Origin of the sequence: Pseudomonas ficuserectae (assembly GCF_024584585.1) — a bacterium.
Lineage (GTDB): Bacteria > Pseudomonadota > Gammaproteobacteria > Pseudomonadales > Pseudomonadaceae > Aquipseudomonas > Aquipseudomonas amygdali.
Window position 1 is genome coordinate 18,434 of sequence record NZ_CP085687.1, and the last position, 26,993, is coordinate 45,426.

Sequence of the window (26,993 nt, forward strand, 5' to 3'; positions counted from 1 at the left end):
ACCCCATGAGCCATCCACCTTTTCAACAAGCGCTGACCGATGCCGAACTCGATAGGCTGACTGATTTTCTTGATGCCATCGGCTCACCGGCCATGAACATTGAAATGCTCGACGGCTATTTTGCGGCACTGATCTGTGGTCCGGAGATGGTGCCTCCCAGCGAGTACCTACCACAAATCTTGGGCGAGAATTTTAGTTTTGAGAGCAATGCTCAGGCTACCGACATGATGGGGCTCATCATGCGCCACTGGAATACGATTGCATCGGTATTGCTTCACACGCTGGAGGAGCCTGACGTGTATTTGCCAGTGCTGTTGGAGGATGACGATGGCATTACTTACGGCAACGATTGGGCTCTGGGCTTTATGCGCGGAGTTCAGGCCCGACCTGGAAGTTGGCGTGACCTGATCGACAGCGACGAACATAGCGGGCCGATGCTCCCCATCATGCTCTTGGCCTATGAGAATGACCCCGATCCAGCGCTGCGACCACCGTCGGTTACTAACGAAAAGCGTGAAGAAGTGATTGAGATGATGATCGCCAGTCTGACGATCATCTATCGCTTCTTCGAGCCTCATCGATGGTCGCTGGCACTGAGACCACCCGATGTACCACTACGCAGAGAAGGACCGAAAATTGGACGCAACGCCCCCTGTCCGTGCAGCAGTGGACGCAAATTCAAACATTGCTGCGGATCCAAATCCCCAACGATGCACTGACCATTGCTGGTGACCCAGGCAGCTTAACTGACTTCCCTGTTCCATTGCTCCCCGGACCCCAACTCCTGAAACCTGCAAAACGATGGACGTGTGTAAAACCTCAGGGTTCAACTTTACAAACAGATAACCGGGAAACAACTGCGTTTCTGAGGTTCGGACCCCATTGCAGTCTAACCTTTTAGTAATTTTTAGATTAGCTGGGGAATACACATCTTCTGCGCCTAGAGCGCGAATGCGAAAAATGATTCCCTGAACTGCTTTTGGATTGTGGTTGATAAGATACCAATTTGACATCCTTTTACTCCTGCTCTGGGCACGCTCCGCCACAAACGCGCCGTCTGTTCTTTTTCTTAAGGCCTGATTCTAAATCTTGGCCGCCCCCGTTGATCCATATCAGAGGACTGATTATACATACAGTATTTAAAATTGCCACAACACATAGCTACGTCGCGATTTTAGCGTCCGACAACACCTACAACAAGTCATTTTTGTAGAAAATACAAAAATACTCTTTAAAAATAAAATAAAGTGTTGAAAATAAACGGATTTTGGGCGCCATGATGAGCTCAATCCGCAAAATAATCGGATCTCGCATAAAGGCACACCGCAAGAGTAGAGGCCTTACTCAATCAGCGTTGGCAGAAGCCATTGAGTGCGAGGTTGCCTCTATCGGTCGATACGAACGCGCAGAAACAGCCCCTGATGGCGAGCAGCTTATCAAGATGGCTGAATTCTTTGAGATTTCGCCTATGGACCTCCTACCCGTCAAAATCGATGTAAAGCTCCAGGCTGTGCTTGATTTACGCTCGGAATTGATAGACCTCGTTCGCACGATCAATGATCCTAGCCAGCTAGAGCGGCTGATTGGCGTTGCCAAAGAATCGACCCAACCCGAACGTGGGCGGTGATAGGCAACGTCTCGGATTTTCTGGTAAAAAGGGCTTTTGGGGCTGGAGTAACCCGCTTTATGCAGACATCAATTGATAGATATAAACATGCAAAATAATAATATTATATCCTTAATAAAAAACATGGGCATGTCACACAAAGCCCTTATGCAGGAAGGTTTAATTACTGATACTAAACTATCTCATCTGTACGAAAGCGAAGAAACACTCGAACTGGAAATAGCTCCAGGTGTCGAACTGGTCTTTTGGGAAGAAACCCTTTGTCTTGAAATGATTACTTTTTCATTTGCTAGAGCTCTCAATAAAGCTTACCCTGAATTCATGGGGATTTTGCCACATCCCTTAGATAAGATAAGAAATAAAAGAGATGCTCGCTTACTGCTTGGAGCTCCAATGTTTACCAAGTCGCAAATGGATCTATTTCCAACAGAGCTGTACGGGTGGGATGTATATCAGCTCGATTCATCCTTGCACCCAGAGGCGATTCTGGACATTCAATACAACGAAAATATGTTGGTCAGCAATATATTAATTTCTTTAGTTGAAAAAAATATCTAGGGAGGCGCTGATTTATTCGATTTTTCGTCCCTGCAACGCTCTGGAGGCCTTGATTTATCTGGGGGCAACAGCTGGGTTTTAGAATAAATCAGCGTCTCCCTAGAGCTTTCAATAAAGCGTTTTGTTGCACCCTTAGCGATGCGTATGCAAAAATTAAATAGACGCGACAACGTTTGACTAATTCAGGAATATGGACATGAGAAAAGCAATTTTAGTAGCCGCAGCAGCACTTTCCCTGTCAGGGTTGGGAGGATGCGCTAACGGTCGTTCCCCGCTGGATTATGAGACTGGTACATATGTATCTCCTGAAAAAGTTCAGCAGCTCAAAGCGACTCATGCTAACCAAGACCAGGTCGTTAGAGAGATAGGTTACCCCAGCTCAAAGAGCGAATTGAGCGGAAAAGAGATATGGCGCTACGACTATAATCACATCCCAGCAGTCCCCTTTGTAGGAAAAAATACAGCTGAAGCAACAGTTTTTGAGTGGTCAAAAAAGGGAACGATGATTGATGCTTATAAAACCAACGGCGGCAATGGCTCATCAAGTAATCCACTACTGAATGCTGCTGGAATGTAACGTTACGGATCGCGCTGAAATGAAGTTTTCAAGCGGGCTTAAATTTACGATGCTGCCGTAACGTTCGAGTTACGGCAGTTCTAATTTCATTACTCAAAGGCGATTAAGCCACTTCATTAGGGCCTCTGCCACGCATGGAGGGGCCATGTGACCAGCAAACTCTCGCAGCAAGTGCAGATATTTAGGGTCTGAAAGCTGGCTTATGTGTAGGTTACGGACTGTGTTATAATCTCTTTCGGACATAATCTTCCCTCCAAGGAGTTTTTGTTCGCGCCGGGGATGGTTACCGCCATACCCCGGCATCTTTTTGAGCTGACTTTAATTTCTCTGCCTCCCTGACGACATTTTCATAGAATCCAACAACCACTTGTTCTTCTCGTTTTCTTCAAGAAAACTGTACGCCATGACTGCCGCTTTCAGAATTGTCGTTTTGTTCTGACCGGTTCGTCCCGCTTCCTCTTCAAGAGCATCAATCACTGTTTGAGGCAAGCGAAAGGTTGCCGGTATCGGCCTTCCTGAGTCTGGACGGCGATCCCCTGACGCGATGAAACGAGCAGTACTTGCTTGGGGAGCTGAAATTTCAGACCCATCAACGATAGGTATCTGGAAAGACGGTTTTTTAAGCTTCATAAGGAAATCTCCGCATACAGCGTACATACACTGTATTTCAAAAATGTATTACAGCAACCCTATCTCTTGTGCCACTAGCTCAAGCTGCGCTTTGGCTTTTGGCAAGCTGCTAGCACGTTCTACCTCGTGCACACCTGCGCCGACATTTACGGCATTCTCGTAAATATCCAGCTCAGACAGTCGAGCTTTCAACGGCTGTATCCACACGCTGTCACTACGTAGTTCCTCATCTAAAGCGATGGCATCCGGGACCTTGTTTGGCTTGATGCGCGTCATTAAAACGTAGGCTTTCAGAGCCGCATTTCCATGCTTGTACTGCGCTGTGCGTACAGTCTCAGTGAGATTAGTCAGAGTGCCTTTTTCAAACATTGATGACGGTTTAATCAATGTGATTAGGGTGTCGACTACCGTTAACGCACTACGAAATTCAGCGCTGTCATGCCCTGGGCAATCGACAAGCAGGACGTCGCACATAGGCTTAAGCCGTAAAATCTCACTGCTCACATCCCTGTACGCTTCATGAACGGGGATGATGGAAAGACCTGCTGTACTACGGATTTCTGCCCAGGTCATTAAGTCAGGGTTTTGATCTGTTTTAAGAATGATTACGCTTTTTCCCTTGCTGGACATCATTACGGCCATATTGGCCGCTGTAGTGCTTTTGCCTACACCGCCTTTGTCAGACGCAAATAGAATGACCATGGATCTACCTCACGCATTGTATGTACCCGGTATTTCATAGTATGTACGCGAGAATACAAAATTGTCAATACCTAGTATTTCATAAGAAATACAACGTATGACACCCAATGGTTTACACTGTATGTACATAGTAAAAATTTGTATTTCACTCGTATTTCATTTGTATGCTAGGAATGCGGATACGTTGAAGGCTTTTAGGAGGGGGTCAGGACACAACCTAAACTCTGCCACTGCCGCTCGGTATGGTTCAAAAAGGTGGTTCTTTCCAGCATAGCTCTTTAGGGTTGCATTTAGGTCAATTGAGCCATAGCTGATAAGCTCGGCTTATTTGGGTATACGTAAATAGGCTACGCCATGACGACTCTTAACGTTGCGCGGGTGTACCTGCGTGTCAGTACAGAAGACCAGGACTTGCTGCGCCAAGAAGCGATCATTGGCAATGCGCGAGCATCGGGCTACTACGTGGCTGCGGTCTATCGCGAAAAAGCCTCGGGCGCTCGATCCGACCGTCCCGAGCTGTTGCGCATGATCGAGGACCTGCAACCAGGTGAAGTCGTCATCGCTGAGAAGATCGACCGAATCAGCCGTCTTCCCTTAGTCGAAGCAGAAAGGCTTGTGGACGCGATCAAGGCTAAGGGCGCACGCTTGGCGGTGCCTGGCATCGTCGATTTATCTGAATTGGCCGAGGCATCCGGTGGCGTCGCCAAGGTGGTTTTGCAAGGCGTACAAGACATGCTGTTGCGTGTGGCACTGCAAATAGCGCGTGACGACTTCGAGGAACGGCGAGAGCGACAGCGGCAAGGCATCGACTTGGCCAAGAGCGCTGGTCTATATAGAGGACGCAAGCCGAATGCTAAAGTGCACGAACAGGTCATTGCCCTTAAAGGCGGCGGGTGTAGCATTGCAGAGACTGCTCGGCTGGCGGGGGTCAGCGTCAGCCAGGTAAAACGTGTGTGGGCACAGAACCAAGCTAAGGTTAAAATCGGATACTTGGGTGAGGACGCGCCGAAAAACGCCAGTGAGTATATGGGGGATTATTAATGCAGTTGCATGAAGCGTTTCAACTGGTGGAAGCACTGGGCGTTGAAGAAGCAAATCAGCTAATCCAGCAGGAAGGGTGGAAGTTGTTAGCTATCACACAGCGTGAGCGCGTCGGATCCGTATATGTCCTTGGAAAGGCCCGGCAGGTCGACCCGAAACCGAAAAACGTATAGGGAAGCAATGGTTGGATAAGCCTCGACATACGCCTGGCTACAGTCGCGAAAAAAATCGGGAGGGATACCATGAAATTCAAGCAAATCGGGCTGGCTGTATTCATAGCTTCAACACTTGGAGCGTGTGCAGCACCCCAGCAGCAGATCGTTCCGAGAGTTCCATTCCCTGTGGCAGAATATGACCAATTGGCTGCCAGCGGCACGGGTACTCTGACCGGTCAAGTATTCATGCGGACTGTGGGCGGTGATGTAAAGTATGGAGCAGGGAGTGATGTCTACATTCTTCCAGTGACCAGCTATACAAACCAGTGGTACGCAGAAAGCTATATTGGTGGAAAATCCTTAGGTGCTCCGGATGCTCGAGCCGAGAAGGGCATGAAGGTGACGCAAGCTGATGGAACGGGATATTTCAAATTCTCCGACGTTCCACCTGGCAAATATTACCTCAGCTCGAAAGTGACTTGGCAAGTGCCTACGCAATACGGCCTATCGCTGCAAGGGGGAGTTATTGCTAAGCAGGTGGTCGTCGAGAACAATAAGGAAACCCGAGAGATGCTTACGAAATAGGTACTGGGGACTCTTGATGCTGGTTTGCCCAACTCTCAGCCCAGCGGCACGAGGGCCTGCCTCCTGCCGACATTGCTTACCGTACGATTTTTTCCGTATTCTGTAGGCTCTCCTATATACGAGAGGGCCTTGAGCAGAGGCTACCTTGATTTCGACCTTGTGACCAACGAGCGCCGCCGCTTATGAGTGATGGCAGGGCCGTGCTTGCGGTCGCTCACTTCGCGGACCTCGACGAAATCCGGAGCTTCAATCTGGATACGCACAGCCCCCTCTGAAACGCTTAGGACTTGGAACTGAATTGCATCGCCAATCATAATATTTTCACCTTCGCGGCGAGTCAGAAGGAGCATACGACTTTCCTTTGTTTTCGGCTGGCTAGCGCGACTGCGTCCGTATGCTGCACCTTGCAGAGGCGAACGAGCCTGACCTATTAGTCGCTATGCTTAGCCGCCTGGAAGGCTAAGAGAAATCACGGGCTGATACCCTGCATGGGGCATGCGAAAGAAACGCGTGTATCAGAAAGGCAAAAGCCCGACCATTGGCCGGGCTTTGCAGGTCCCTCTAGGGGGATAAAACTCAAGTGCCTCAAGGGCTACGTCGCAAATTCTATTATTGGGTGACACGCATGTCAACTTATTTGAGCAATGCCCCAGCGTTTACGGACTTTATGACCGCTATTTGAATAAGCGTCACGACCTCCCGCGACAGCACCTGTTCAAGATGCCCGCGCATCGCCCTAGGCTTGAAGAGGCGTTGCTTGCTGACCTGCTCCACAAGATCCGCCTTGGCCCATCTGATTTTCTGCTTGAAATAGGGGAGTTCGTCTATCAAATCGCTGTCCAGCTCGACGTGTAGCCCTCTGCCTAGCTTTCCGAAATCCTTTGTGGTGGATAGCGGCACGACTATGCAAGCACTGGAGTCAATCCGTGCGTTCAGCACGACCACCAGTCGGTTCTTTATCATTTCGGGCTTGAGGCGAAAGTCATAGCTTCTGAATAGGATTTCTCCTGCCTCATCGTACTGATAATCCCCGTAGTTGCATTCCAGCACCTGCCCAATCTTGGGCTCAAAATTAATAGCCATCAATCGTCCTTAAAGGTGGATACCATCAAAGCATCATAATGCCATGGCCTGGCACTGCTACGGCAGTCAGTAGGAATGGGGTTTGGGGTGCAACGGAACAGAAAGTGCACTTACAGCCCAGTGCCAGTCCGTAAACCCGCGTGCAGCCTGGCTGGTACGATAACTCGTTCAGAAAATCAAAGTTCGCTAATCCCAATCCCCCCCACCTGAGAGAATTAGCGACTTCTAACCGCGTCTTAAGTGCGTTGCGGTTCCATCGTTCCCCGGCCCTTACTACAAGAGCTTACCAAATTGCGCTTGATCACTTGGCCTTTACTACCCACAGCTGATCAAGCCGCGTCGTGTAGCTCTGACTCATCTGCTCACGGCGCATGCCCCAATCTGGAACGACCGGCACTGATCCTGTACGCAGCGTCCCACGTCCCCACTTGCCGTTGATTGAGTCCAAAGCGGCCATCAGCCGATCTGAACTCAACGGTTGATTGACCGCGAACAGGTCATCAGTAAATTCGCCTGGCTGGCAGATATCCATCAGCAGCACTTCTGCTTTGCTGTACCTGAAGCCTGGGCGAAAAATCCGAGAGACCGCCTCCGTCGCGTATTGGGTCATCACCCTCACATCGTTGGTGGGGTAGGGCAACTGGACCAGTGCGCCGTTTGCATACTTGGCCTCGTCAGGATTGAACTGGCCGGTGCGGATGCTCACCCTGATCTTTTTGCACACGGATCCCTGAGCTCGCAGCTTCTCAGAGGCACGCATCATGTAGGTGGCCACCGCCTCTTTGATCGGGCCCAGCTCGGTCAGCCGCTTGCCGAACATTCTGCTGCAACAAATCTCTTGTCGTGGCGGCTCGACTTCGTCCAGCTCCAGGCACGCGGTGCCTGCAAGCTCCCGTGCAGTTTTCTCGATCACAACGCTAAACGTTTTGCGCAGCATCCAGGGATCAGCCATAGCGAGGTCCTTGGCCGACAGGATCCGCATGCCCTCCAGATGCGCTTTCATCTTTCGACCGATGCCCCAGACTTCTCCGACAGAGGTATTGCGCAGCACCCAATGGGGTCGATAGAGAAAACGGACAAAATCGTACGTTAAGCATTCGACCTGTCAGGTTAAGAGCATAGAGATAGACGCCTCGGCGTCTGACGCGGTGCCAGTGAGCAGCCTGACGCCGGGCTGAGGTGTACTTCAAACGGACAAGCCTAAAAACCATAAGTCTCTGAAAAGTATTGTGATCTTGCTAAAAATCTAACCGCAAACGATGGCATAACGTACGATTTTGTCCGAATTCTGCTGGCTCCCCAATCAGATCGCTCGCGAAGACGACCGCAGCCGTAGGCTGCTGCAATTGCGTGGGGTTGGCTCGACCACAGCAAGTGCTTTAGTGGCCAGTATTGGAGATGGGCACGACTTCAGAAACGGTCGCCAAGTGGCTGCCTGGCTCGGTCTGACGCCAAGCCAGTACAGTAGCGGCGGCAAGCAGCGCCTGGGAAGTATCACCAAAGCCGGGGATGCCTATTTACGCAGTCTACTGGTGCTTGGAGCTCGATCTGTCATGGCCAACCTGGGCAATAAGCAAGATCCTCTCAGTCGCTGGATCCGCAACCTCATGGAGCGACGGGGTTACTGGCGTGCGGCCGTGGCGATTGCCGCCAAGAATGCGAGGATGGCCTGGGCCGTCCTGCATTACGGCGACACGTTCAAGCCTGAACAGGCAGAACCAACGGGCGCGTAAACACCAGAGGTCATGACTGATCACCTTGTAAGGCGTTAGGGCGAGGATCATGAGCGGATAAAAGGATCAATGTGCACTGCCGTCGTTGATGTGAAGCGGGTTGTACCCCCACACTGAGCTGACGTGCACGATCAAAAAAGTGCCATTTTACGAGTCAGCAGGCATGCAAGTTATTGATTCACACAACTCCCAGATTGTGATGAATACACGGTCTGAGAGTACGAAAGGGATGATGCAGATACTCAACGTTCAGCCAATTTACGATTCTCCAGAAGCTGGAGCAATCTACGACCGCCTTGTGCAGAAGTGGGGTCTCAAGGAGATGCGCAAAGCAGAGAAGCAACTCGCGCGTCATACCGATCAACTCGAACGACAAGCTCGGGAGTACGTTGAAAGTCGCCTGAAGGACCGCTTCCAAGCGTCAGCTTGATGCATAGGCATTTTGAAATTCCTATGCATGAACGGGCGATTTGCAGCCGCAGGCTGCCCTGTTCATTATTCTGACGCTATTTTTGCGCGCCACTGTGTCCAGTTAAGAGGTAATCCGCTTGGGTTGTTGCGGGCATAGTCATGAAAGGCATGCAGAAATTTTAGTCTGTCTTCCAGGAATGGCCGCTTGAGTGCAGAAATGCTGCCTAGATCCGTCATGTTGTAGTCATAGCTGAGCTTGGCCATACGCCTGATGAGAGTTTCTGCTGAATGGTTACGAGCGTTCTTAAGCATGTCTACCATTGTCATGGCCGTGGTGGTACGACCGCGACCGCCGTTACAGTGCACAACTACCGACTCATTTGCCTGAAGGCAGTGGCGCATGATGTTTACTAGCTCGTCAGTCGCTTCCGGGCTCGGCCTATTATGGTCGGTAATGGCCACGCGGCGGTAAGTCGCGCCGGCCGCTGTAACGACTTCTCGTTCGCTCTGAACATTCAAATCTTTCAGTTCTGTCGTCTGAGGATTACTTTTTTTACCTTTCACATAATTGGCATCGACCAACGTTACAGACTTGGCTCGCTTCAGTTCTGTAATCATGGCACTTTCACGTGCAGCTCCGTCAACTTGGGATAAACCAGCGTTGGCCCAATCCATCGGGCCACGTAAGGTGACAGGCAAACCGTTGACAATCGCATGAGATTCTTCGCGCAGATCTAATACGGTTAGAGGCCCGCCCCCAAGGGCGGCGCGAATATTCTTCACCTGCTCGACGGAAGAAATGCGTTCACAACCAGCCAATTTCAGATCGGACAATCCGTCCGTCTCCATTCCCGAAGGCAGTTTGCTCAAGTCATTAGTGGCACGGAAGAAAGACATTTGTCCGTGTTTGGGTGGCGGCACTTTGTCGATAACCATAACACATTGGTCTTCGGTTTCCCTAGGGGGCACCGCGTAGCGTAATAAGGCCCGATTCATACCTAGATGCGTACGTTCGCTCAAGCCAGAGGACGCTAGATCATTCGCCGGGGGAGGGCTGAATACATCGATGGATATGTCTTGCGAAGGGCCACGCAAATGGGCGCTTACGATGTCGTACTCAAATTGATCATTTAGGCGGGCCTGAACCGTCAGCTCGTTATCAATTAAGTGGGCGGCCCCTATGGTGGCGGCGATAGCTGGCGAAGAGACTGACGTTTTATAGATAACTTGCGTGTCGTTACTGGATTGAAGTTGGAATTTACCGTCCTGCAGAGCGTTGCGTACCAGTGATGCAACGCGTTGGTAATCAGCATTAGGCTGAGCTGATAGGCGATCTAGAGCTAGCTGAGCACTTTGGCTCAATAGGGAAGGTAAAATCCTGTCAGGATGGGAATGCTGTGACTGAGAGCCCTCCGCCTCTAATGGCTTAATGCCACTCATTAGGGGAGTTGTAATGCTGTTTTGAATAGATTTCAGGGGATACATAGCTGTTTGAGCTACCTCGGATGAGTTGATGGCTGAGTTAATAAATTGGATCTTAATACGTGGTCTTAAATGCTTGTGGGGTTCCGAAGAATCAGAACGACAGGTTTCCCGACGCTTCTTGCGTAAGCGTTTCGATGAGAGAAGGGCCAGGCGGATTGGCCATCACCGCCGTCATTCACCACGATGAGAAGCCATCCTGCTGACGTGGCCTCTGCACCGCCCACTTACAAACCTCGACCACTCAAAAAGGAGAGCTGCAGAATTCGGAAAAAATCGTACTACAAGGGCATCCCCATTGAGCACAAGCCCAATAGTTTCTGTTTGACTCCGCTGCATGTGCCGGATCGACGGAAAGAAGGTGAAGGACTGCGGTACTACAAACGGTCATCTTGAGCTGATCGCTCGGACCCTGATGAAAGACGCACGTGAGGGCCTCGTTGGGCCGTAAGCCCATCGACTCAGACGCGCTGGTGCTCGGGCTGGATCTTAAGCGACAAAATTTCCGAGGGCTCCAGCGTATCTATCTACAACACACCGGGGCGTACTACAATGGCTTTGAACAGATTCCCGGCACGATCATCGACGAGTTCAATTTGCGGCCAGGCCCTCAGTGCGCGCAGCAGGCCGCTACCCAGACCACGGTAAGGCAAGAGCTTGGCGGCGAAGGAAGCCAGGATGGGATTGCGCATATTGGAGTTACCTGCTTTGATGTTTTCAATGGTCAGGTTGTTGGGTAGGTGGCCAGGACTGATGATCTCGACTCGATCCATAAAGACCAGCACGCGCACCGGGGCGCTGATGAAGTAGTCGCGATGTACAAGCGCGTTGGCAACCAATTCTTCCCAGACGATGCGCGGTATCTCGGCCTGACCCGGAGAGTTGAAGCCTTGGGCACCCTGCACGGCGCGGGTATTGGCGATGATAAAACCCAGAGCCTGCTGGAACACGTCAGCCAGCTTGCCGGTTATGTCGCGGCTGTCGATGTAGCGCTCGTCCTCAATCTCGTTGCCTACAAAGGCCACTGCCTTGATGATGAAGGCTGGCAGCGCGTAGTGCGGCACCTTGGCAAACAGCAGGCTGCCGGCCACATTGAGGTGTCCTTGGTTCATCAGATTCATGTTGGTCAGCAACTGAGGTAGCGGCTGGTTGTGTAACGCCAGCTGCTCGCCGAATTGCTGCTCAAAAAATGCTTCGAAATAGGGCAAGTCCACCTCCCCCGGGCCCAAGCCCGCCACAGGTGTTTCATCGGCATGTACCAGGCCCGCTTGCTGAAATAGGCGCTGAAGTTCCTCGCGTGAGGTGGCACGGCGCTTGTCTGAGCCATTCTTCACCCAAATAGTGCCGTTTTTATCCATGTATGGCTTGCTGATGCCTTCAGGAATAGAGACGACCATTACTGTGCCATTTGGGTGCGGCACGTTGTCTGTAAACGGATTTACAGCTGGACGGACGTTTTGAGAAGCCGCATTGGAGACAAGTTGGTTGAGGCGAGCCAAGTCGGCACCGGACAGCCCGCGCACCGATCCATCGTCATTCACGCCGATGAGGATGCGCCCGCCAGCGGTGTTGCTAAAAGCAACGATCTCGGCGGCCAACGCATCGGCATTGGTCATGTCAGCTTTGAATTGCTGGCGGCTGTCCTCGCCTCGACTGATGACGTCGATCAGCTCTGTAGTTTCCATAAATTGTAAACCTCTTTACGGCGGTTGAAGGCTTCCTGGCCTCCTTCCATAATGTTGATGATGGCCTCCTGCACCGGATGGGCATCGATGCTACCGCTTTGTGTGGCGACCTTCTCGTCTTGGTACTGAAAGGCGTGCACCTGCTCTGCGTCACCCAGCACTGGGAAGTTGGCATTGTGGGTAGCGAAGATGAACTGGGCGTGAGGTTTCATCTCGCGCAGCAGTTTGATCACATCGTCATAGATGGTCTGGTTGTCCAAATCGTCTTCCGGCTGGTCTATAATGATGACATCGTTCTGTCGTTGGCTGAGTACATATAACAGCAGGGCCGAAGCGCGCTGTCCGAGCGAGTGGTGCCTCAGCTCCTTGCCGCGATAACGGATCACGAAGCGGTTTGGCACCTGCCATGCGCTAAACTCGATCAGGTACTGCATAAAAGTCTTCTCAAAGACTTCAGGCGCGCTTCCAGCCTTGACTAAAGCCCTAGGCAGTGAACGCAGCAGCCCACCGAAATCGGCATAGTCCTCCATAACCGCTCGCAGGGTGGTTTCGCGGATGTTACTACCCTTAAAAAGCTGCTGCATGAAGCTAATAGCGGCTTCTTTGTCACCTTTGAAGTCAGCTTCGATCTGCAAGGCAGTGTTGACAGCGTTCACGCGATCCAGCTCCGTCTTGATGGTGGTAAATTCCCTCAGCCAAAGTTCATTGAGCTTGTCGATTTCGGCAAATAACCCATCGCGAATGGTGGTCTGCTGTGATTCCTGCTTGGCTAAAGCATCCAGCATTTGCTCCGCCTTGGTTTTGCGCTGTTGCTGGGCCAGAAAATCGTCCGGCTGGATGGCTGTCATACCGGTTTGCTTGAGTTCTTGAGCCAGTTGCCGCTCGACTTGCGCAAACTCCTCCTGAAGACTCTTACTAGCCCCTTCAAACTCGTACTGCTTGGTCCCGAGACGAGCCGCAACAGCGCGCATGTCCTGCTCGATCTGCTTGAGCTGATCGACCCCGGCAACGAGGTTGGAAAATTCGGCGTTGTAAGCCACGAAGAAGTCTGGATTCTGCTTGGAAACGTAGCTCGTCGCGTTGCGCAGTTCGTCCTCATGCTCGGCGATGAGGCTGCCCAAGGCGAGGATGAAGTCGTCTGCACGCTCCGCCATGCGCGCGAGCGCAGTTGCGTCCTGCTGGAATCCCAGACGCTTTTGGAGCTTGTCGGCGACACCGTACTCTTCGAACTTCTTCAGACGGAAGTTCGCATCGGTAAGCTGAGCGTTGAAGTCACGTTTAGTTTCGGCAATGTTGCTGAGCTTGAGCCAGCGTTGCGCAGCTTCGCACACGCGCTGGCGCTGAGTTTCGATTGCTTCGCGCAGCACACGGAGCTTTTCGCCAACCAGTTTCTCCACCAGATCGGTCTCGAAGCCTTCGCCGGTACTTGAGAGATCTTTTTGCCCGAAATAGATCGGGCTGCGCAGCACGGTTTCTCGAATCGAAACGCCGGGTTGCAAGGTGCCGCCCAGATAAACGTTAGGTGCTTCGCGGAAGATGCGGGAGATGGTGAACTCTTGCCCGTAAATATCGCAAGCCGTTAGCGTCACCTTGCCGCCGCTGCCCAAGGTGTGGCGGATCAACTCATCTTTGTACTTGGTGTCCTGTACCTTCTCGCCTCGCGGAATATCAAGAGCATAGCGCACAGCCTCCAAGAGAGAGGACTTGCCGCTGCCCCGGATGCCGATGAGCGCATTGAGCTCGGAGGAGAAGTGCAGCGTCTGCCCGTCGAGAATGCCACCATCAAAGTGGATGCTTCGAATGTGCGAGGCCTTATGTTTCTGCGGTTCCATAGCCACCCGCGCAGCGGGATCACCCAAGGCAAACTTCACCGCCCCGAAGGACAGCTCGCCTAGCTTTAAGTAGCTGGTTTTGCCCCGACCAATTTCATCTATACCCTTGGGGTCGCTGCCTTCGAGTTCCGCGGGGTACCAGCTTTGCAGCCAGCTTTGAATCTTAGTGCGGCAAGGTTTGTCTTTGCCCGCCCCGTCGTGAGTGCGAACCTTCTGAAATGCCAGCGTTCTGCGCCGGAAGAATTCATTTTGCCCCAAATCAGTGAGTCGGCCGCCATCCAGCTCCGCCCACAAGCCACTCGGTGCTTCGACGTGGGCGAAGACTAAAAAGAAGTCGCGGTGATAGCTTTCCAGTTTCTTGATCGTCTCCAAAAGAGACCAGGAGGAACGGCCGTTCTCCTGCTCGTACTGCGCCGGCGTTTTACCTTCGAATGCGCTTGTCAGGAAGGGGTTAATGTGGTCGTGCTCATCAATCCATTCGTCTGAGAATACAACAAGAGTGTGGATGCCATTGGCCCCATCGTTGACCGACAACTCGACGCCCGGCAGCAGGGCAATGCCCTTATTCTGAGCCGTTTTTCGCAGCGCTTTGAACTCATCAAGGTCGAACTTGTTGTGATTAGTGATGACGCCCAGCCGTATGCTAGCTTTCTCAAGCGCATCCACGTAGTTGCTGTGATAGAAGTTGTCATCGCCCGTGTACTTGAATTCGCGATCAGCTCGTGTGTGCAGATGAAAGTCTGCGCGTATCCACTGCGCGCCTTCCGCGAAGACAACTGATCGAGCCCTTGACTGCTTTGGTGGCAGACTTTTCATCGTGCCTTCTCCTTACAGGGGGGGTTGTACGCCCAAACCGCCGAAATTTCCGGCCAGCCTATAAACGCGTTCTTTGAGACTGGATAGCGTCACGCAACTGATGCAAAAACCTATTGCCATATCATCTGGAAAGGCAACAGGTTGGCCAGCTTGATGCCAAACGCAGATACCAGTTTTTGGCGCGCTCCGTCATCCAGTTCGGCGGGTAGCGCGATGATCCACTCTCGACCAGTCCGGCCATCCTTGCGCTTTTCTGCGGATTCGGCGGCGTTCCACAGAGCATTACGCTCGGTGCTGGTGCCGTCCGGAAACATGATCTCTGTGGAAAAAACACCACCGCGCCGTGTGTAGTCATGGACAAGACTGGTGCGGATATCAACCAGCTTAGTACCAGACCGATAGGCAGCAGCAACGTACGAACGTCCGGCGCTACGTGCTATCGGCTTGGTACTGGCGTGGAAGATGGCGATGGTTTCTGCCTCTGTTTTGGCTTGTGATCTCCCCCGAATGCGGCGGTTCAGAAAACGGATTTCCGGGTGTGTCACTTTTAGTGTTCTTTCGGTACCTGAATGACGCCATCAGGGGGGAATAGAGAAAACGGACAAAATCGTACGCTAAGCATTCTACCTGTCAGTTGAAACCATAAAGATAGACGCCTCGGCGTCAGAAAATGCAGAAAACGGCCCTAGTCTGACGCGGTGCCAGTGAGTAGCCTGACGCCGGGTTGAGGTGTGCTTCAATCGGACACAGTCCAGGTTGCGCGAAGGCATGCCTCCTGTCGGCAGTTCTTAACGTACGATTTTTCCCGAATTCTGCGGGCTCCCCAAGGTGCGCCTGACATGGCAAAACGTCGCAATGGACGCGTTTTTAGACGCCGATGTGGCGTGAAAAACGCGTTCCCCCAGAATCGACGCCACGTTGGCATCACGCCGAGGGTACCTTTTTCGGCGGATTGCCTTGTATAGGAATTATTGAAATTCCTATATATGAACCTGCCGTCAGACGGTCGCCTGACGGTCCTTCAGGCGACTTTCAACGTACTCCCGAGCTTGTCGTTCGAGTTGATCGGTATGACGCGCGAGTTGCTTCTCTGCTTTGCGCATCTCCTTGAGACCCCACTTCTGCACAAGGCGGTCGTAGATTGCTCCAGCTTCTGGAGAATCGTAAATTGGCTGAACGTTGAGTATCTGCATCATCCCTTTCGTACTCTCAGACCGTGTATTCATCACAATCTGGGTGTTGTGTGAATCAATAACTTGCATGCCTGCTGACTCGTAAAATGGCACTTTTTTGATCGTGCACGTCAGCTCAGTGTGGGGGTACAACTCGATCAGCGCTCTCATCAATTCACGACCTATACCACGGCATCGATGAGACTGCCTCACACACATGTAATTGACTCCGCAAGCCTCGGGATGAGTAGCCACAGGCAAGTACAGAACAAAACCGGTCACAACCTCTGTCTCTACCTCATCAAATGCCACTAAAAGCTCTACGGGTTTGCCTGGCTCTTCTGAGATTCGACTCAGATATACGCCCACCTCTGTAGGCAGAGCCCAACGAAAAACCTCGTACATGAGATTGCTTGGCGGCACCGAATTCAAGCTCAGCTCAGTAACGTTGTCGGTGACCAACTGGATAACCTGGTCACCAACGCCATACGGAATGGGATGTGTGTCGTATCGGGTAATAATCATTATGAAATCTTGGGATAACGTGTAAGGGGGCTAATCCAAGGCCGTTTTCCGCTTGGCGGCATTACTGCCGGGAAACAAATGTTTGGCGTCAATCCGCACCATTACTGGCTTTCCGCCCATGACGGAAATTTCGGCGGTTACGGCTTACAACCCCTTGTTGATCGAGTCGTTCAGCACTTTGGCCGGGACGAACTTGATGGCTTTCTTGGCAGCAATTTCGATAGCGGCACCAGTCGAAGGGTTGCGGCCAGTGCGTGCTGGACGCTCTGCAACTTTCAGTTTGCCGATGCCCGGTAGAGTGATTTCTGCACCGCTTTCCAGTTGGTCGGCAACGATCTGTCCCAATTGCTCAAGAGCCTTACGCGCGGTGGTTTTTGGCGCATCGATAGCTTCAGCAATACCGGCAACCAATTGGTCTTTCGTCAGAGCCATGGTGGTGTTCCTTCCAGATCAAATTCATTTGGATTGCAGAGTAAGGCGTCGGCTTTGGGCAGGCAAGAGCCCAGCTCTCCAGTAGCAGCCCCCATTGATCGCGAAAGGTTGAGACACGAACCAGGCTTGAGTTCGGCCAGAACACTCACTGGCAGCAGTGCTGGCGGGCTATGCAGCGCAATAGTGCGAAGGCTCCACGCACTGAATTCATACGCTCACTCCCCATCATGAACCATCCTCATGTTCTGTTTTTAAGGACTCTCCGGCTTGCGGCCCCTGCGGGACCGCAGATATCTGATGTACACCGGATTGCACACCCGAGGCGCGGCCATCAGCAGGCTGACCAACGTGGGCCTGAACGGGTGGGTTAGCGGGTGAACGATCCTGCCGAGGAGGTACGGACACAGCCTTACGGCTGCCCCTCAGAACACTCACACTGGCAGGTCGGGAGACTTCCGTGAGGATGTGCGCGTAGCTGGCCACCGTTCTCACCGATACGCCGGCGAGCGTTGCAATCGCAGAACGTACCAGTGCCTTGCCCTGGTCTTGAAGCTGCCTGCACGCGGCCCGTATCTTCGATTCTGTGGCTTTTTGCCGCAGCTCATTAGTGCGCTTGGCCGCCAGGCTCTGCCGTTCGGTGAGCGACAAGCTGCCATCGAGCTGCATGGCCCCTCGGTGGCAACGGCGATCACCGGTGTAGCGATCCCACGTCCAGCGGCCTACGGATTTGACCGTGGCGCGTATCGACGACAGCGGCAGGTTTTCCGAAAACCCCTGCTTCAGAAAGCTGTTGTGGTTGTACGCATACGCATCGAGCGAGCGCATGAACGACTCGAACGAACCCAGCTCGCGCTCGCGATTGACGATGCTGTACGCAAAATAACGCAGCTGCTCAAACAGGATGCAGTGGCGCGAATGGCTGACCTGGTCAAGCTTGGGGCCGGTGGCCCACGGCTTGACGGTCAACTCCACCGCGCTCGCCAGTTCGCCCAGTTCGTACACGTGGTTGTGAAATTCGGTCGTCTCCCACCAAGGGTGACCGGGTGTTTTGGCCACAGGGCCACCGTGGTAGTCCACATCGGCATCAAGGCGAGCGGCAAACGCGGCATAGATCGCCTTCATGTACTGAATCGGCTTGGCCCGTGCGTTCTCGGTGGTGCACACGGACGGGACGGCATAGAACAACTGGGAATGGCCGCTTTTTCGGTTACGCACCATCAGGTTCGGCGCAGGTAAACCGGCATCGTCCCAGGCCAAGGCGTTGGCATGGTCCAGGTCGAACACCAGCCAGGACACCATGCCAGGACGATTGACCTGCATGTAGGGGTAACGCAGCGCGTATTCACGAGGACGAACGCGGGTCGCGGTTTTGTCGTCACTGCACCGCGCCATGTACGGCGCTTCCAGCAATAACCGGTTGAGCGCAGTGCCGTCTTCGAAGAAACGGGCAGGCGGCAGGTGGGTGCTGATGGCCATCGGATCGGCGTTAGCCGTGAGCGAGGCAGCGAGGGAAAGGCTGAGCGCGTTGTCGTGGCTCATGCTTCGCCGCCTTGGCCAACTGATTGGCCAACGGCGTGAAAAGGTGTGACGCAAGGGGTCAGCGTGGGGGGCTGGGTGCGGTCATCGAGGACGCACAGCCGCTGAAGAATCTTTTCCATAAGTCCACCGTTCAGCGGTGAACTGAAGGCTTCACTTTTGACGACTTGCACAAAGCCGCAGTGAACGCCATAATCAGCTCACGTTATGTGTGTTGAACAGGTGATCCGCTAGCAAACGGCCTGTTCAGGATTTTCCAAAAAGCCCCGCCGGCAAGCGGGGCTTTTTGGTTTCTGCTATTCGTGAATCTACATCGTCGCTTTCCTGCAAATAAAACTGTGCCGGATAGTAGCATGGGACCTCCGCTTTTCGCCCTACAAAATCCGCTGCTTTCAACGAGCTAGGACGCTTTCCTGGCCACCACCGGTCCTGCCGGGCTCGATGTGCTCAACAGCCGTGGGTAAAGCCCGCGCCGGAACCGCTGAAAATCAGCCGCGTCAAGCCAGACGGCACCGGCCTCCCATGCGCCCCTAGACACACCGTCGAGCCGATCCTGGCTGATCAGCTGATACGCTTCATCGTTGCGCCTATCGTTGTTGCTGATGAATTTAGAAAGGTGGTTTGTCATTGTTGTGTTTCCTCAGTTAGCGTTTCAGTGCAGGTACATGGCCATCCCGCGCAAAGGGTACTTTTGAGCCCATAAACTGAAGGTCCGCTTCGGTGCTCAAAACCTTCACTGCGTGGGCATAGCTGTCGTTCGCAGCGAAAACGTCCCCGCTTGGGAAGTCGGCCAAGCCGTTGACGATAGCGGTGTGACTTTCCAGCCTGAATGCGTTAGGAACATAAGCGCCGGTATTCTCGGAAACGTACAGGATGGGAAGTCGGCCATGGTCCGTTGCACGGGCCGCGAAGTACGAATGAACGATACCGGCGCGCTGTTCGCTGACGGGATCGTCACGTGAGAAGAGGACAACCCAGGGACGCCAGCGGCTTTCGAGTGCGCAGTCAGCCAACTCCACGGGAAGGTTATGTTCACGTAGGTCCAGGGCGCGAAACCCCATCAGTGTCTCGTGTAGCTCCAATTCGGTTGCAGCCTTGAATAACGCCGTGTCCTGAATCGCTGCTGCGGTGCTTTCTATCAGGATCAAGCCAGGCCTAGCCATTGCGCTCATTCGCTCCAGGAGCAGAATCAGTGCAGGCCGCAGTGCGTGTTGCTGCTGCCCGATGAACACCAGTGGACCGACATCAGCAAAATCCAGGTCCAGGCGAAAAAGGGTATCCAGTACGGCCTGGTGAGCGTCGCTCCGCCCTGTGAGTGTCCAGAACGGATTGCGCCGGTTCATGCCCAGCCGATCTGAGAGGGCATCAAGAGTGGCAAGGGAGGTGAAGCCTCGCGAAACTGCCATAGCCTGCTGGCACACAGCGAGCGAGTGCTCTGTGCCAAAGACCTGCTGTGATTTCTTCTGGAGGCGCTTGGCGTCGCGCTTGAGCGAGGTGAGATTACGAACAGCTTGCAGGGTTAAAAGGCGACTCAGTGAAGTGCTCATGGGGTTCCTTTGCGCCATATGCGGTGACGCCTTCTGGTTCGATGGCTGTGAAAGGATGAGGCGTGGCTCAACCGGACAAAGCGCTGGATAACGCGTTTACAGCCCACTCAGGACAAGATCGAGAGCTGGGCTTGGCGGGGTCATTCAGCCATGAACGCACAGCACGAACAGAGCAAGGTCTTTGAGTGTGTTGGCAGATCAATGCCGCGCTATCTGCCAGGGTTAATCCATGGTCGTCTAATAGCTTTTGATATCTAGCGCGAGTATCAGTCAGTGTTGTCATATGCAGCCTTTTGGGTCTTGAAGAGGCGGACAGGCACGTTTTTCACAGTGCGTTTCTCCCAACGGGAGCATTAGCAAGGGGTCGGGCGCAGTCGGCCCAGGACGCGCAGGATTTCGTTTTCAAAGGCAACTTTTGCTTCGAGGTCGCCCAGCTGCGTATGCCGTTCTGCCACGCACCTCAGCAAGCCAGGCAGGTGACCGTGCCGGGGCAACTCCTGGCCGTTCGTGACGCGATAGCCTTTGTGAGACGCGGTCGCGATGTAACCCTGCGTCTCCAGCGAACGCAGGGCTTCGCGCACCGGCATCCGGCTGACCTGAAAGGCATCGGCAATGGCTTGCTGCGTGAGCCGTTCACCCGGTTCAAGTCGTCCGGCCATGATGGCTGCGCGCAGCGCTTCTTCAATGGCCTCGCGGGGCAGCGCTATTGGCTGTGCCAGACCGTGGGCCAGGTGCTCAAGCACCTGCTGAACGTGCAGTTTTTGCGTTCTGTGGTTAATCATGTCCTTCACCTCTTTAACGGATGCAAACTGCCCCCTGCGCCGTAGCGCTGGGCTCAGCGCTGCACATGATTGAGGGGGTTGTGATGTGTATCAGGAACCGCTTAAGAGCCCCGAAGAGCGGGGCGGGTCGATCAGTCGATCATCAGGCTGGCTTTCTTGCCAGTGGCCGCATATTCCTGCCAATGCGCGATAGCCTGTGCCTGCTTATGGCGTGGGTAGCGAGTGCGAACATCGCCCTGTGCCGTGTGAAGAATGACTAGAAATGTCATTAGGTTGCCCTCAAGAATTAGATTCGACAGGGCAAAGTTAACCCTTATCGGTCAACTCATCAAGAGATAGTTAACCTCTATCGGTAAAAAGTTGATACGTCCTCGGCAAGGTTGCTGACCTTGTTAAAATCGGCCACCTTTCTGGAGAGCAGTGATGGGGTGATGCTAAATTCGCGGCATAGCTCTATCTGCTTGCGGCCCTCGATAAGGTGACCGCGTAGTGCAGCGACGATTGCTTCACTGCGGATTCCGGTTAGGCGAAGCAACGCGGTAAAGTGATCAGGGTCCACTTCACCAGGTACCAATTTGTGTTTTTCAGCCACCGCGAACCTCAATCAAAAGTTTACCTAATTTAGTTAAATATCCCATGAATGCGTGGACATGAACACCCTGCGCAAGCGAATGCAGTCCTAAAAAACCACCTCCAGGCAAGGAGGTGGTGTAACCAGACAGCTCAGTCCATGCTCATGCCGTCTTCTTCATCAGGGGATGACAGCTCCGGAGTGCCGGCGGCAATGGCCTGCCCCTTGGGTGTGGTCTCGGCCACTTCCCGTTCAGGCGCGACCGGCTGCGCTGACCATGCGCGGCGGTTGACCGTTTTGTCTGAAGTGGTGCCGTCCTCAGCTATGACCTGCACCACGACAGGCCAGGTGCCCAGGTCTTCTAGACGCACCTGGTCGCCTTGTTTCAGATTTGCATCGGTCATGGCCTCTTCCAGCCCTACACCCCACACCGTGCGGGGCTTACCGCCCTCGGGCTTGAGCGTCACGAAGTAGCTCATCTGGTTGTCATCATTGTTCTGATACGGTGCTTCCCCATGCTCGATCAGCGTGCCCTCGATGACTTTGCCCCTGACCGGGGCTGTCTGGCCCGTTGCTGGTTGAGGTGCAGGGAACAAACGGTCTTCCACCTCATTGACTATTTGCGCAGCCATCGCCGTGAGGTGGTCCAGGTCATCGATCAACTTAGGCGAGTTTTCGACTTGCTTGTAAGCGCCCACGATGCTGGCTTTGAACGCTTCACGATAGCTGTCGTTTTCCATGTAAGCCGTCAGCATGGCAGCGGCTTCAGGGGTCTTGTCATTCGTCGCAATGATCCAGACGGCATGGTCTTCACCTCGCAAGCCCATGACCGTATCAGAGGCTCTGACATCCGCTTCGGACATCGGGAAATCACGACGCCATTGTGCTTCAAGCCTCACCAGCTCGCTGGGGCTCTGCAAGTCCGGATCGTCGGCCCGTGCAGGCTTCGCGGCTTCTGGACTCGCCGACGCTGGGCTGGTGGCCACTGTCGGGGTAACGGGCTCGGGCGCAGCGTCTGAAGGTGTTGCCACGCGGGTCTGTGCTTCAGACGTTGCCGTTGCTGCGGAGTCCACAGTTGGTTGCGCACGCTGAGCCTGCCATTGCGCAAACGCCTGGTCGCCCTTGGGCTCGCCACGCTCTGGAATGCCCAAGGTGATCGCCACCAGTTCGACGAACGCAATGCGTTCCGGTTCCGGCACGGTGTCCAACTGGGTGGCCAGCGCCTGGCTAACCTGCTCGGCGGTTTTTCCTTCTCCATACAGCGCTTCGATGGGCACCGTAACGGCAAGGCGGTCCGCCTGGTCCCGCACGTCCCGTGTGGCATCGTCAACGTGCCGAGGCAGATCGGTGGCAGGACCAATGCTCTGGCCACCACGCTCAATGTCCAGCTCTGCACGGCGAGCCGCCAGGCTTTGGTTCATGGCCTTGTCAGTGAAGTGAACGTCCAGACCGTTCTTGGCCACGGCCTCGATCACCAGCTTTTTGAATTCGGCAGTGCCGTTGATCGTCAGTGTGCTGCCGAACCTTTCCCTGGCCAGCTGGAGGGCTACAGACACCCCGGCTTCGGTGATGCCCGTGCGGCGCATAGAGATTGTTTTGCCCGTGTCCACAAACAGGGTCTTGTCGGTCTGTTTGTCCAGGTAATGCACGTTCTGACTGAACTTGGCCTTGCGCGTGTACAGATCCTTGGCGCTGAGGTCACGCGCGCGCTGACTGGCGGCGGCGGGATCAACCTGTTTGGCAAAGCGATCCATGACCCGCTTCACACGGTCACGCACGCCTTCAGGGCCAGGCCCTCTGGCACCGCTGATGCTGAAGCCTGGGTCTTCCTTTTCGTCTTCTAAAAGATTGCGTATGGCTGCACTGCCCATGAGATTTACCTCGATGTTGGGTTTCGGGTTATGGAACTGTTCACGTGCTTTGAGCCGTTCGAAGGTCAGCACGGAAACCAGCTGCGCCTTGTCCTGGCGGGTTAAGCGTTGATCGGAGAACACGGCGCGCCTGAGCGCGTAATACTGCTGATCGATCCGGCGTATGGCCCGGCGATGAGCCGGGGCAATCTGGTTGTGCTGCGCTTCCCGGGTGAAATACGCGGCCACCGTCGAGGCCTGCCTGTTAACTGTCAGGGCCTTGATCGAGGCGCGCTTGAACACCAGCGCCTTGTCTGCGGGCCGCTTGAGCGGATCGAACAGCATCCGGGCGCGCTGCTCGATGTCAGCCACCGTGGCGACTCGGTGGGGGTTCTTGGCGTAGGGCGGGACGACAGAGCCAGGCCGCCATTGGCGGGGAGGGCGAGGCTTGCCTGGAGCCCTGGGCCTACGCCCGGCAGTGGATCGTCCAGGCGTTGCTGTCGCAGTCGCTACCTTGGGCATCGACGTGACGGAAGGTGCTCTGTAGAACACCAGCGCGTTGTCAGAAGGCTTCTTGAGCGGATCAAACAGGCGTCGGCCCCGCGCCTCGATGTCAGCGATGGTGGCGACACGGTACGGGTTCTTGGCATACGGCGGGACTATTCGTCCAGCTCGTACTCGGGCGTTTCGGGGTTTTCCAGCTCCGGCCCGGCGTCGGCCTGTAGCGCCTGCTGGCGTTGCTGTTCCCGTTGCTTCCTGACGAACGGCGGCAGGCTCGCTTCTTCCTCTTCCTCGCTCATCAGTGGACCTGCCCCCTCTTCCTCGTCCTCCTCCTGGTACAGATGATCGCAATCCAGAATCTCCTCCTGGTTGCGACTGTCCCACGTGAACGTGTGCATCACTGGGCAGTAGCACCGCACCGTCACGGCTTCGGGCCGATCCGGCTTGCCGGTGATCTGCCACATTGCTGACGGACAGGTCTTGCAGGCCATCGGCAGGTGCGGAAGTGCGTCGCCCCGCAGTTTCAGCAGGACTTCGCTGGTGATCTCTCTGTCGTTGCCCGGTGTGTACTGAGTCATGGGATTCTCCATAAGTTTGATAGAACCTGGCTTCGCGTTCGGCCAGTAGCCGAACACGATCTTCAGGGGAGGCTTCGGAATAGGCTTTGCGAAACTTGGGGGTGGCCTTGTTGACGTATTTGATTTCCCTTGCGCGCTGCGGCCAGGCAAGCAAACGTTCCTGGATCACACTGGCTTCAAGCGGTGGTTTTTTCAGTTCACGCCGGACAATGAAGTCATCCTGAAAGATGGTGTCTTTCAGGTTCGTGCCCTTTGCGTCACCCGGCAACTTGACCGAGATGTATTCAGTGTCCTTACCTTCATTACGGATGCGTGTTTCACCGTGTTCAGCCACCAGGGCATAAAAATCGGCGCGTGAAGTCACGCCACGTTCAATAACCTGCTTGACCAGCTCCTGCTTGAACTGGCGGTTCTTGCCGTAGAAGTCATCGCCTTTATAGCGAGACAAGACACTGGCCGCATCGGTGATGTCCGCACGGACATTCTCACGCGGCGAAGAGAGGCCATACTTCTGGTTAATGTGCTCCTGAAAAGCTTCAAAGTACTTTTCATGATTCTTGTACACATCAACCGGATTGGCCTCATTGCCGCTTAGCAGGTTGATGCGCGGGATAATGATGTGGATGTGTGGCTTGCGATCAATGACCTCACCGGTTTTCCTGTCAGTGACCGTTTTCATTTTGGGCAAATGCGCTTCGGCATACAGATTGAACTCTTCTGGCTTATACGCATGCATGAAAAAGTTCTTGAAGTCGGTCGTGATAGATTTAAGCAACCCAGGCGAAACGGTGTCTTCTTTGAAACTGAGTGTAAAAGTAAGATAACGGTCCTGACCGTAATCTGGGATACTTTCGTAGATGGCCCTGGTCAGACTGAGCTGCCCCTCAATGATCAAGCGATGGTCCAGTTCATCACGGGTGAACTCCCGACCTGACTTATTGCCTTTCTCTAAATACTCCTGCGCCCCGGTGTTATAGCCACTGACTCTAATCAGCATACTCTATACCTGCTAATAAAATCGTTTCGATGACCACAAGCGATTCATACCATTTGTCTCTCACACTGTCGGCAATAAGGCCCCTATCACTGGCTGATTTAGCGATATAAGCCAACTGAGAAATGTTGTTACCGGCTTTGTTGACGATGAATACTATTCTTTTCCTAAACCCGGTAAACTCTCTGAACACCGGTGTTTTATTTAAAATCAGCTCTCTAAAAAAGGCTGATGCAGAACAGCCCGCCCGTTTGATCATGTCATTAAACTGGGCCATTTCGTCTTGGGTGAGTCGAAACCGGATGATATGAACTTTTTTGCCAGATACGTTAGGTGAGCCACGGTTGCCGTTATGGACTGGCCTCGCCGGTTTTGGTGGGTCAGTCTCGGGCAATACCGTGAGCAATAGTTGTTGAATAGCGTTCAGCTTATTAAGCCAGTGGAGATACTGCTTTTGATAAAGCGTGCCGTTATATGGTGCCGAGTTAGCGGAGTAAGCAACTCGGTTTAGAGCATGTCCGGACTTTTCAAATATCTGCTGCATCCGCTTCTTGTCGATTGCGGACTGCTCAAAGGTAGGCGAACGGCTGATCACCAGGTCACGAAAGAATCGGGCTGGCTTCAGGCTGGATTGCGCGATGGGCTCGGCAAACCGAGCGAACTGTTCATCCGTGAAACGGCATGACACGGCGCATGACTTGTTCACTTTTTCGGCCACAAGATCACCTCCTGGGGGCACCTGGAATGACGACAACCAACAACAACGACAACGCTTTCCCGCTCTGCGGGGTTTCAAAGGGGTATCCCCTTTGGCACGTCGATTGGATACGAAAAAGGCGAAGCTCTTTTTTGTAGACAATCGGTAACGTGCCTGTTTAGCGAATTCGAGATTGAGCCGAGTCATGCAGAACTGCATAGAAGCTGCAATTTCAATGCAATCGCACTGCGTAATAACTGCATAAAAACTCTAAATCACTGCATAGACAGACGTTTCAACTACGAATACACTGCAAAAAAATTCATAAGCACTGCAAATTAACTGCAAATTCACTGCAATCACACTGCATTTCTGCGAAAATATCATTCAAATCAAACCTGGGCGTAAACCAATGACCAAATCCTCCCTAGCAAATAAGCTGACAAGCCTCGCTGAGTCGTCACAGGACCGCAGCATTGCAGCGAGGCTGCGCGAAGTATTTCCAGAGATAGAGCAGGCCATCGGAAAAGGAGTGAGCAGAAGCGTCATCCTTCAGACGCTTCAGGATGACGGCATGGAGATATCCATGAAAACGTTCGAAAGCGCGTTGTATCGAATGAGGAAAGCAAAGCTTGCAGTGCACAATGCCAGTGCTCTGAATCAAGAAAATTCTCAATCGAGTGATAACAACCTAAAAAATCCAGTTGAACATCAGACTGAAAAAGAAGCACCGAGGAAGTTAAATCCTCTAACGCCCGCTGATTTCAAAAAAATCAGAGAGGACATAAACAATATGGATCTGGATGCTTTAATAAAAGGCAAAGGTATAGTGCCTAGCAAGCCGAAAAACACATGAAAGCTGGTTGGCGAATCAGAACCCAAGCATTTAAA

At 53.4% G+C, this 26,993-nt stretch carries 29 protein-coding genes and 2 pseudogenes; 10 read left to right on the top strand and 21 right to left on the bottom strand.

The features are described 5' to 3' along the window. Window positions 1–5 precede the first annotated feature (5 nt). Window positions 6–719 (top strand): YecA/YgfB family protein, encoded by a 714-nt coding sequence (locus LJU29_RS29065; RefSeq protein ID WP_057432826.1) that lies wholly within the window; start codon window positions 6–8, stop codon window positions 717–719. Here LJU29_RS29065 and LJU29_RS29070 read toward each other — a convergent pair. Next, complete coding sequence (locus LJU29_RS29070) at window positions 615–1,013, bottom strand: transcription termination/antitermination NusG family protein (RefSeq protein WP_257113124.1); 399 nt, start codon at window positions 1,011–1,013, stop codon at window positions 615–617. The two genes, LJU29_RS29065 and LJU29_RS29070, sit on opposite strands and share 105 nt — an antisense overlap. A 263-nt stretch (window positions 1,014–1,276) precedes the next feature. Between LJU29_RS29070 and LJU29_RS29075 the strand changes: the two genes are divergently transcribed. From LJU29_RS29075 to LJU29_RS29085, 3 genes are all read left to right on the top strand, one after another. Beyond that, window positions 1,277–1,627, top strand: coding sequence for a helix-turn-helix domain-containing protein (locus tag LJU29_RS29075; RefSeq protein WP_004666693.1), 351 nt, complete (start codon window positions 1,277–1,279; stop codon window positions 1,625–1,627). 87 nt (window positions 1,628–1,714) lie between these two features. Further along, window positions 1,715–2,185 (top strand): DUF6392 family protein, encoded by a 471-nt coding sequence (locus tag LJU29_RS29080; protein ID WP_257113126.1) that lies wholly within the window; start codon window positions 1,715–1,717, stop codon window positions 2,183–2,185. 196 nt (window positions 2,186–2,381) lie between these two features. After that, complete coding sequence (locus tag LJU29_RS29085; protein ID WP_015060680.1) at window positions 2,382–2,762, top strand: hypothetical protein; 381 nt, start codon at window positions 2,382–2,384, stop codon at window positions 2,760–2,762. 318 nt (window positions 2,763–3,080) lie between these two features. On the opposite strand, the gene LJU29_RS29090 is transcribed toward LJU29_RS29085, so the two are convergent. Beyond that, window positions 3,081–3,392: a YlcI/YnfO family protein gene (locus LJU29_RS29090; protein WP_053480882.1), complete on the bottom strand. Its 312-nt coding sequence runs from the start codon at window positions 3,390–3,392 to the stop codon at window positions 3,081–3,083. 48 nt (window positions 3,393–3,440) lie between these two features. After that, window positions 3,441–4,094 carry a division plane positioning ATPase MipZ gene (locus tag LJU29_RS29095; protein ID WP_015060677.1) on the bottom strand — a complete coding sequence of 218 codons (654 nt, stop codon included), beginning with the start codon at window positions 4,092–4,094 and terminating at the stop codon, window positions 3,441–3,443. A 354-nt stretch (window positions 4,095–4,448) separates the two neighbouring features. On the opposite strand from LJU29_RS29095, the gene LJU29_RS29100 reads away from it, so the two are divergent. Together LJU29_RS29100 and LJU29_RS29105 are read left to right on the top strand one after the other, a co-directional pair. Continuing rightward, entirely contained in the window at window positions 4,449–5,135 is a 687-nt protein-coding gene (locus tag LJU29_RS29100) for a recombinase family protein (protein ID WP_257113128.1), read from the top strand. A gap of 242 nt (window positions 5,136–5,377) precedes the next feature. Then, window positions 5,378–5,875: a hypothetical protein gene (locus LJU29_RS29105; RefSeq protein ID WP_005760339.1), complete on the top strand. Its 498-nt coding sequence runs from the start codon at window positions 5,378–5,380 to the stop codon at window positions 5,873–5,875. A 140-nt stretch (window positions 5,876–6,015) separates the two neighbouring features. Here the strand turns inward: LJU29_RS29105 and LJU29_RS29110 are convergent, their stop codons facing one another. The 3 genes and pseudogenes from LJU29_RS29110 to LJU29_RS29120 all read right to left on the bottom strand — a co-directional run. Next, window positions 6,016–6,225: a carbon storage regulator gene (locus LJU29_RS29110; RefSeq protein ID WP_057434511.1), complete on the bottom strand. Its 210-nt coding sequence runs from the start codon at window positions 6,223–6,225 to the stop codon at window positions 6,016–6,018. 283 nt (window positions 6,226–6,508) lie between these two features. Continuing rightward, a complete protein-coding gene (locus LJU29_RS29115) occupies window positions 6,509–6,958 on the bottom strand; it encodes a type II toxin-antitoxin system PemK/MazF family toxin (RefSeq protein WP_005760341.1) in 450 nt (149 codons plus the stop codon). 301 nt (window positions 6,959–7,259) lie between these two features. After that, window positions 7,260–8,012: pseudogene (locus tag LJU29_RS29120) on the bottom strand (DUF4113 domain-containing protein); the annotation flags it as partial. 247 nt (window positions 8,013–8,259) lie between these two features. Here LJU29_RS29120 and LJU29_RS29125 point away from each other — a divergent pair. Both LJU29_RS29125 and LJU29_RS29130 read left to right on the top strand, forming a co-directional pair. Beyond that, a pseudogene (locus LJU29_RS29125) lies at window positions 8,260–8,691 on the top strand (IS110 family RNA-guided transposase); the annotation flags it as partial. 163 nt (window positions 8,692–8,854) lie between these two features. After that, window positions 8,855–9,121 carry a hypothetical protein gene (locus LJU29_RS29130; RefSeq protein ID WP_257113107.1) on the top strand — a complete coding sequence of 89 codons (267 nt, stop codon included), beginning with the start codon at window positions 8,855–8,857 and terminating at the stop codon, window positions 9,119–9,121. Between the two features lie 65 nt (window positions 9,122–9,186). On the opposite strand, the gene LJU29_RS29475 is transcribed toward LJU29_RS29130, so the two are convergent. From LJU29_RS29475 to LJU29_RS29485, 14 genes are all read right to left on the bottom strand, one after another. Beyond that, the gene (locus LJU29_RS29475; protein WP_371321931.1) at window positions 9,187–10,587 is read right to left on the bottom strand and encodes a phosphatase domain-containing putative toxin; all 1,401 of its coding nucleotides are present in this window, start codon (window positions 10,585–10,587) and stop codon (window positions 9,187–9,189) included. Window positions 10,588–11,111: 524 nt separating this feature from the next. Then, window positions 11,112–12,269 (bottom strand): RNA/DNA-binding domain-containing protein, encoded by a 1,158-nt coding sequence (locus tag LJU29_RS29145; protein ID WP_005740916.1) that lies wholly within the window; start codon window positions 12,267–12,269, stop codon window positions 11,112–11,114. Continuing rightward, window positions 12,251–14,917 carry a TrlF family AAA-like ATPase gene (locus LJU29_RS29150; RefSeq protein ID WP_019331241.1) on the bottom strand — a complete coding sequence of 889 codons (2,667 nt, stop codon included), beginning with the start codon at window positions 14,915–14,917 and terminating at the stop codon, window positions 12,251–12,253. The genes LJU29_RS29145 and LJU29_RS29150 overlap by 19 nt, the downstream gene beginning before the upstream one ends. Before the next feature lie 110 nt (window positions 14,918–15,027). Next, a complete protein-coding gene (locus LJU29_RS29155; protein ID WP_257113108.1) occupies window positions 15,028–15,462 on the bottom strand; it encodes a MobA/MobL family protein in 435 nt (144 codons plus the stop codon). Window positions 15,463–15,915: 453 nt separating this feature from the next. Then, entirely contained in the window at window positions 15,916–16,614 is a 699-nt protein-coding gene (locus LJU29_RS29160; RefSeq protein ID WP_060410174.1) for a GNAT family N-acetyltransferase, read from the bottom strand. A gap of 144 nt (window positions 16,615–16,758) precedes the next feature. Continuing rightward, the gene (locus tag LJU29_RS29165; RefSeq protein WP_004667956.1) at window positions 16,759–17,046 is read right to left on the bottom strand and encodes an HU family DNA-binding protein; all 288 of its coding nucleotides are present in this window, start codon (window positions 17,044–17,046) and stop codon (window positions 16,759–16,761) included. A 225-nt stretch (window positions 17,047–17,271) separates the two neighbouring features. Beyond that, entirely contained in the window at window positions 17,272–18,585 is a 1,314-nt protein-coding gene (locus tag LJU29_RS29170) for a replication initiation protein (protein WP_257113111.1), read from the bottom strand. Between the two features lie 397 nt (window positions 18,586–18,982). Next, complete coding sequence (locus LJU29_RS29175; RefSeq protein WP_192485877.1) at window positions 18,983–19,210, bottom strand: hypothetical protein; 228 nt, start codon at window positions 19,208–19,210, stop codon at window positions 18,983–18,985. A gap of 16 nt (window positions 19,211–19,226) precedes the next feature. Then, window positions 19,227–20,129 carry a hypothetical protein gene (locus LJU29_RS29180; protein ID WP_257113114.1) on the bottom strand — a complete coding sequence of 301 codons (903 nt, stop codon included), beginning with the start codon at window positions 20,127–20,129 and terminating at the stop codon, window positions 19,227–19,229. Window positions 20,130–20,482: 353 nt separating this feature from the next. Continuing rightward, window positions 20,483–20,911, bottom strand: a complete 429-nt coding sequence (locus LJU29_RS29185) for a GntR family transcriptional regulator (RefSeq protein WP_096059926.1) — start codon at window positions 20,909–20,911, stop codon at window positions 20,483–20,485. Window positions 20,912–21,042: 131 nt separating this feature from the next. Then, the gene (locus LJU29_RS29190) at window positions 21,043–21,180 is read right to left on the bottom strand and encodes a hypothetical protein (protein ID WP_005746136.1); all 138 of its coding nucleotides are present in this window, start codon (window positions 21,178–21,180) and stop codon (window positions 21,043–21,045) included. A gap of 77 nt (window positions 21,181–21,257) precedes the next feature. Continuing rightward, window positions 21,258–21,503, bottom strand: a complete 246-nt coding sequence (locus LJU29_RS29195) for a PapB/FocB family fimbrial expression transcriptional regulator (RefSeq protein ID WP_005746137.1) — start codon at window positions 21,501–21,503, stop codon at window positions 21,258–21,260. Window positions 21,504–21,634: 131 nt separating this feature from the next. Beyond that, window positions 21,635–23,854, bottom strand: a complete 2,220-nt coding sequence (locus tag LJU29_RS29480; protein ID WP_306459415.1) for an LPD7 domain-containing protein — start codon at window positions 23,852–23,854, stop codon at window positions 21,635–21,637. A gap of 137 nt (window positions 23,855–23,991) precedes the next feature. After that, window positions 23,992–24,411 carry a hypothetical protein gene (locus LJU29_RS29485; protein WP_306459416.1) on the bottom strand — a complete coding sequence of 140 codons (420 nt, stop codon included), beginning with the start codon at window positions 24,409–24,411 and terminating at the stop codon, window positions 23,992–23,994. Window positions 24,412–25,030: 619 nt separating this feature from the next. Between LJU29_RS29485 and LJU29_RS29870 the strand changes: the two genes are divergently transcribed. Further along, window positions 25,031–25,345, top strand: coding sequence for a hypothetical protein (locus LJU29_RS29870; RefSeq protein ID WP_371321932.1), 315 nt, complete (start codon window positions 25,031–25,033; stop codon window positions 25,343–25,345). Between the two features lie 52 nt (window positions 25,346–25,397). On the opposite strand, the gene LJU29_RS29205 is transcribed toward LJU29_RS29870, so the two are convergent. Then, window positions 25,398–26,123, bottom strand: coding sequence for a plasmid mobilization protein (locus LJU29_RS29205; RefSeq protein ID WP_057443892.1), 726 nt, complete (start codon window positions 26,121–26,123; stop codon window positions 25,398–25,400). A gap of 391 nt (window positions 26,124–26,514) precedes the next feature. On the opposite strand from LJU29_RS29205, the gene LJU29_RS29210 reads away from it, so the two are divergent. Further along, window positions 26,515–26,958, top strand: coding sequence for a hypothetical protein (locus tag LJU29_RS29210; RefSeq protein ID WP_005746143.1), 444 nt, complete (start codon window positions 26,515–26,517; stop codon window positions 26,956–26,958). The last annotated feature ends 35 nt before the right edge of the window (window positions 26,959–26,993 follow it).

What these genes read in the sequence shown, in the direction of transcription:
- LJU29_RS29065 (WP_057432826.1), top strand. Translation starts at nt 6, where the DNA reads ATGAGCCATCCACCTTTTCAACAAGCGCTGACCGATGCCGAACTCGAT.
- LJU29_RS29070 (WP_257113124.1), bottom strand. Translation starts at nt 1,013, where the DNA reads ATGTCAAATTGGTATCTTATCAACCACAATCCAAAAGCAGTTCAGGGA.
- LJU29_RS29075 (WP_004666693.1), top strand. Translation starts at nt 1,277, where the DNA reads ATGATGAGCTCAATCCGCAAAATAATCGGATCTCGCATAAAGGCACAC.
- LJU29_RS29080 (WP_257113126.1), top strand. Translation starts at nt 1,715, where the DNA reads ATGCAAAATAATAATATTATATCCTTAATAAAAAACATGGGCATGTCA.
- LJU29_RS29085 (WP_015060680.1), top strand. Translation starts at nt 2,382, where the DNA reads ATGAGAAAAGCAATTTTAGTAGCCGCAGCAGCACTTTCCCTGTCAGGG.
- LJU29_RS29090 (WP_053480882.1), bottom strand. Translation starts at nt 3,392, where the DNA reads ATGAAGCTTAAAAAACCGTCTTTCCAGATACCTATCGTTGATGGGTCT.
- LJU29_RS29095 (WP_015060677.1), bottom strand. Translation starts at nt 4,094, where the DNA reads ATGGTCATTCTATTTGCGTCTGACAAAGGCGGTGTAGGCAAAAGCACT.
- LJU29_RS29100 (WP_257113128.1), top strand. Translation starts at nt 4,449, where the DNA reads ATGACGACTCTTAACGTTGCGCGGGTGTACCTGCGTGTCAGTACAGAA.
- LJU29_RS29105 (WP_005760339.1), top strand. Translation starts at nt 5,378, where the DNA reads ATGAAATTCAAGCAAATCGGGCTGGCTGTATTCATAGCTTCAACACTT.
- LJU29_RS29110 (WP_057434511.1), bottom strand. Translation starts at nt 6,225, where the DNA reads ATGCTCCTTCTGACTCGCCGCGAAGGTGAAAATATTATGATTGGCGAT.
- LJU29_RS29115 (WP_005760341.1), bottom strand. Translation starts at nt 6,958, where the DNA reads ATGGCTATTAATTTTGAGCCCAAGATTGGGCAGGTGCTGGAATGCAAC.
- LJU29_RS29130 (WP_257113107.1), top strand. Translation starts at nt 8,855, where the DNA reads ATGCAAGTTATTGATTCACACAACTCCCAGATTGTGATGAATACACGG.
- LJU29_RS29475 (WP_371321931.1), bottom strand. Translation starts at nt 10,587, where the DNA reads ATGTATCCCCTGAAATCTATTCAAAACAGCATTACAACTCCCCTAATG.
- LJU29_RS29145 (WP_005740916.1), bottom strand. Translation starts at nt 12,269, where the DNA reads ATGGAAACTACAGAGCTGATCGACGTCATCAGTCGAGGCGAGGACAGC.
- LJU29_RS29150 (WP_019331241.1), bottom strand. Translation starts at nt 14,917, where the DNA reads ATGAAAAGTCTGCCACCAAAGCAGTCAAGGGCTCGATCAGTTGTCTTC.
- LJU29_RS29160 (WP_060410174.1), bottom strand. Translation starts at nt 16,614, where the DNA reads ATGATTATTACCCGATACGACACACATCCCATTCCGTATGGCGTTGGT.
- LJU29_RS29165 (WP_004667956.1), bottom strand. Translation starts at nt 17,046, where the DNA reads ATGGCTCTGACGAAAGACCAATTGGTTGCCGGTATTGCTGAAGCTATC.
- LJU29_RS29170 (WP_257113111.1), bottom strand. Translation starts at nt 18,585, where the DNA reads ATGAGCCACGACAACGCGCTCAGCCTTTCCCTCGCTGCCTCGCTCACG.
- LJU29_RS29175 (WP_192485877.1), bottom strand. Translation starts at nt 19,210, where the DNA reads ATGACAAACCACCTTTCTAAATTCATCAGCAACAACGATAGGCGCAAC.
- LJU29_RS29180 (WP_257113114.1), bottom strand. Translation starts at nt 20,129, where the DNA reads ATGAGCACTTCACTGAGTCGCCTTTTAACCCTGCAAGCTGTTCGTAAT.
- LJU29_RS29185 (WP_096059926.1), bottom strand. Translation starts at nt 20,911, where the DNA reads ATGATTAACCACAGAACGCAAAAACTGCACGTTCAGCAGGTGCTTGAG.
- LJU29_RS29190 (WP_005746136.1), bottom strand. Translation starts at nt 21,180, where the DNA reads ATGACATTTCTAGTCATTCTTCACACGGCACAGGGCGATGTTCGCACT.
- LJU29_RS29480 (WP_306459415.1), bottom strand. Translation starts at nt 23,854, where the DNA reads ATGCCCAAGGTAGCGACTGCGACAGCAACGCCTGGACGATCCACTGCC.
- LJU29_RS29485 (WP_306459416.1), bottom strand. Translation starts at nt 24,411, where the DNA reads ATGACTCAGTACACACCGGGCAACGACAGAGAGATCACCAGCGAAGTC.
- LJU29_RS29210 (WP_005746143.1), top strand. Translation starts at nt 26,515, where the DNA reads ATGACCAAATCCTCCCTAGCAAATAAGCTGACAAGCCTCGCTGAGTCG.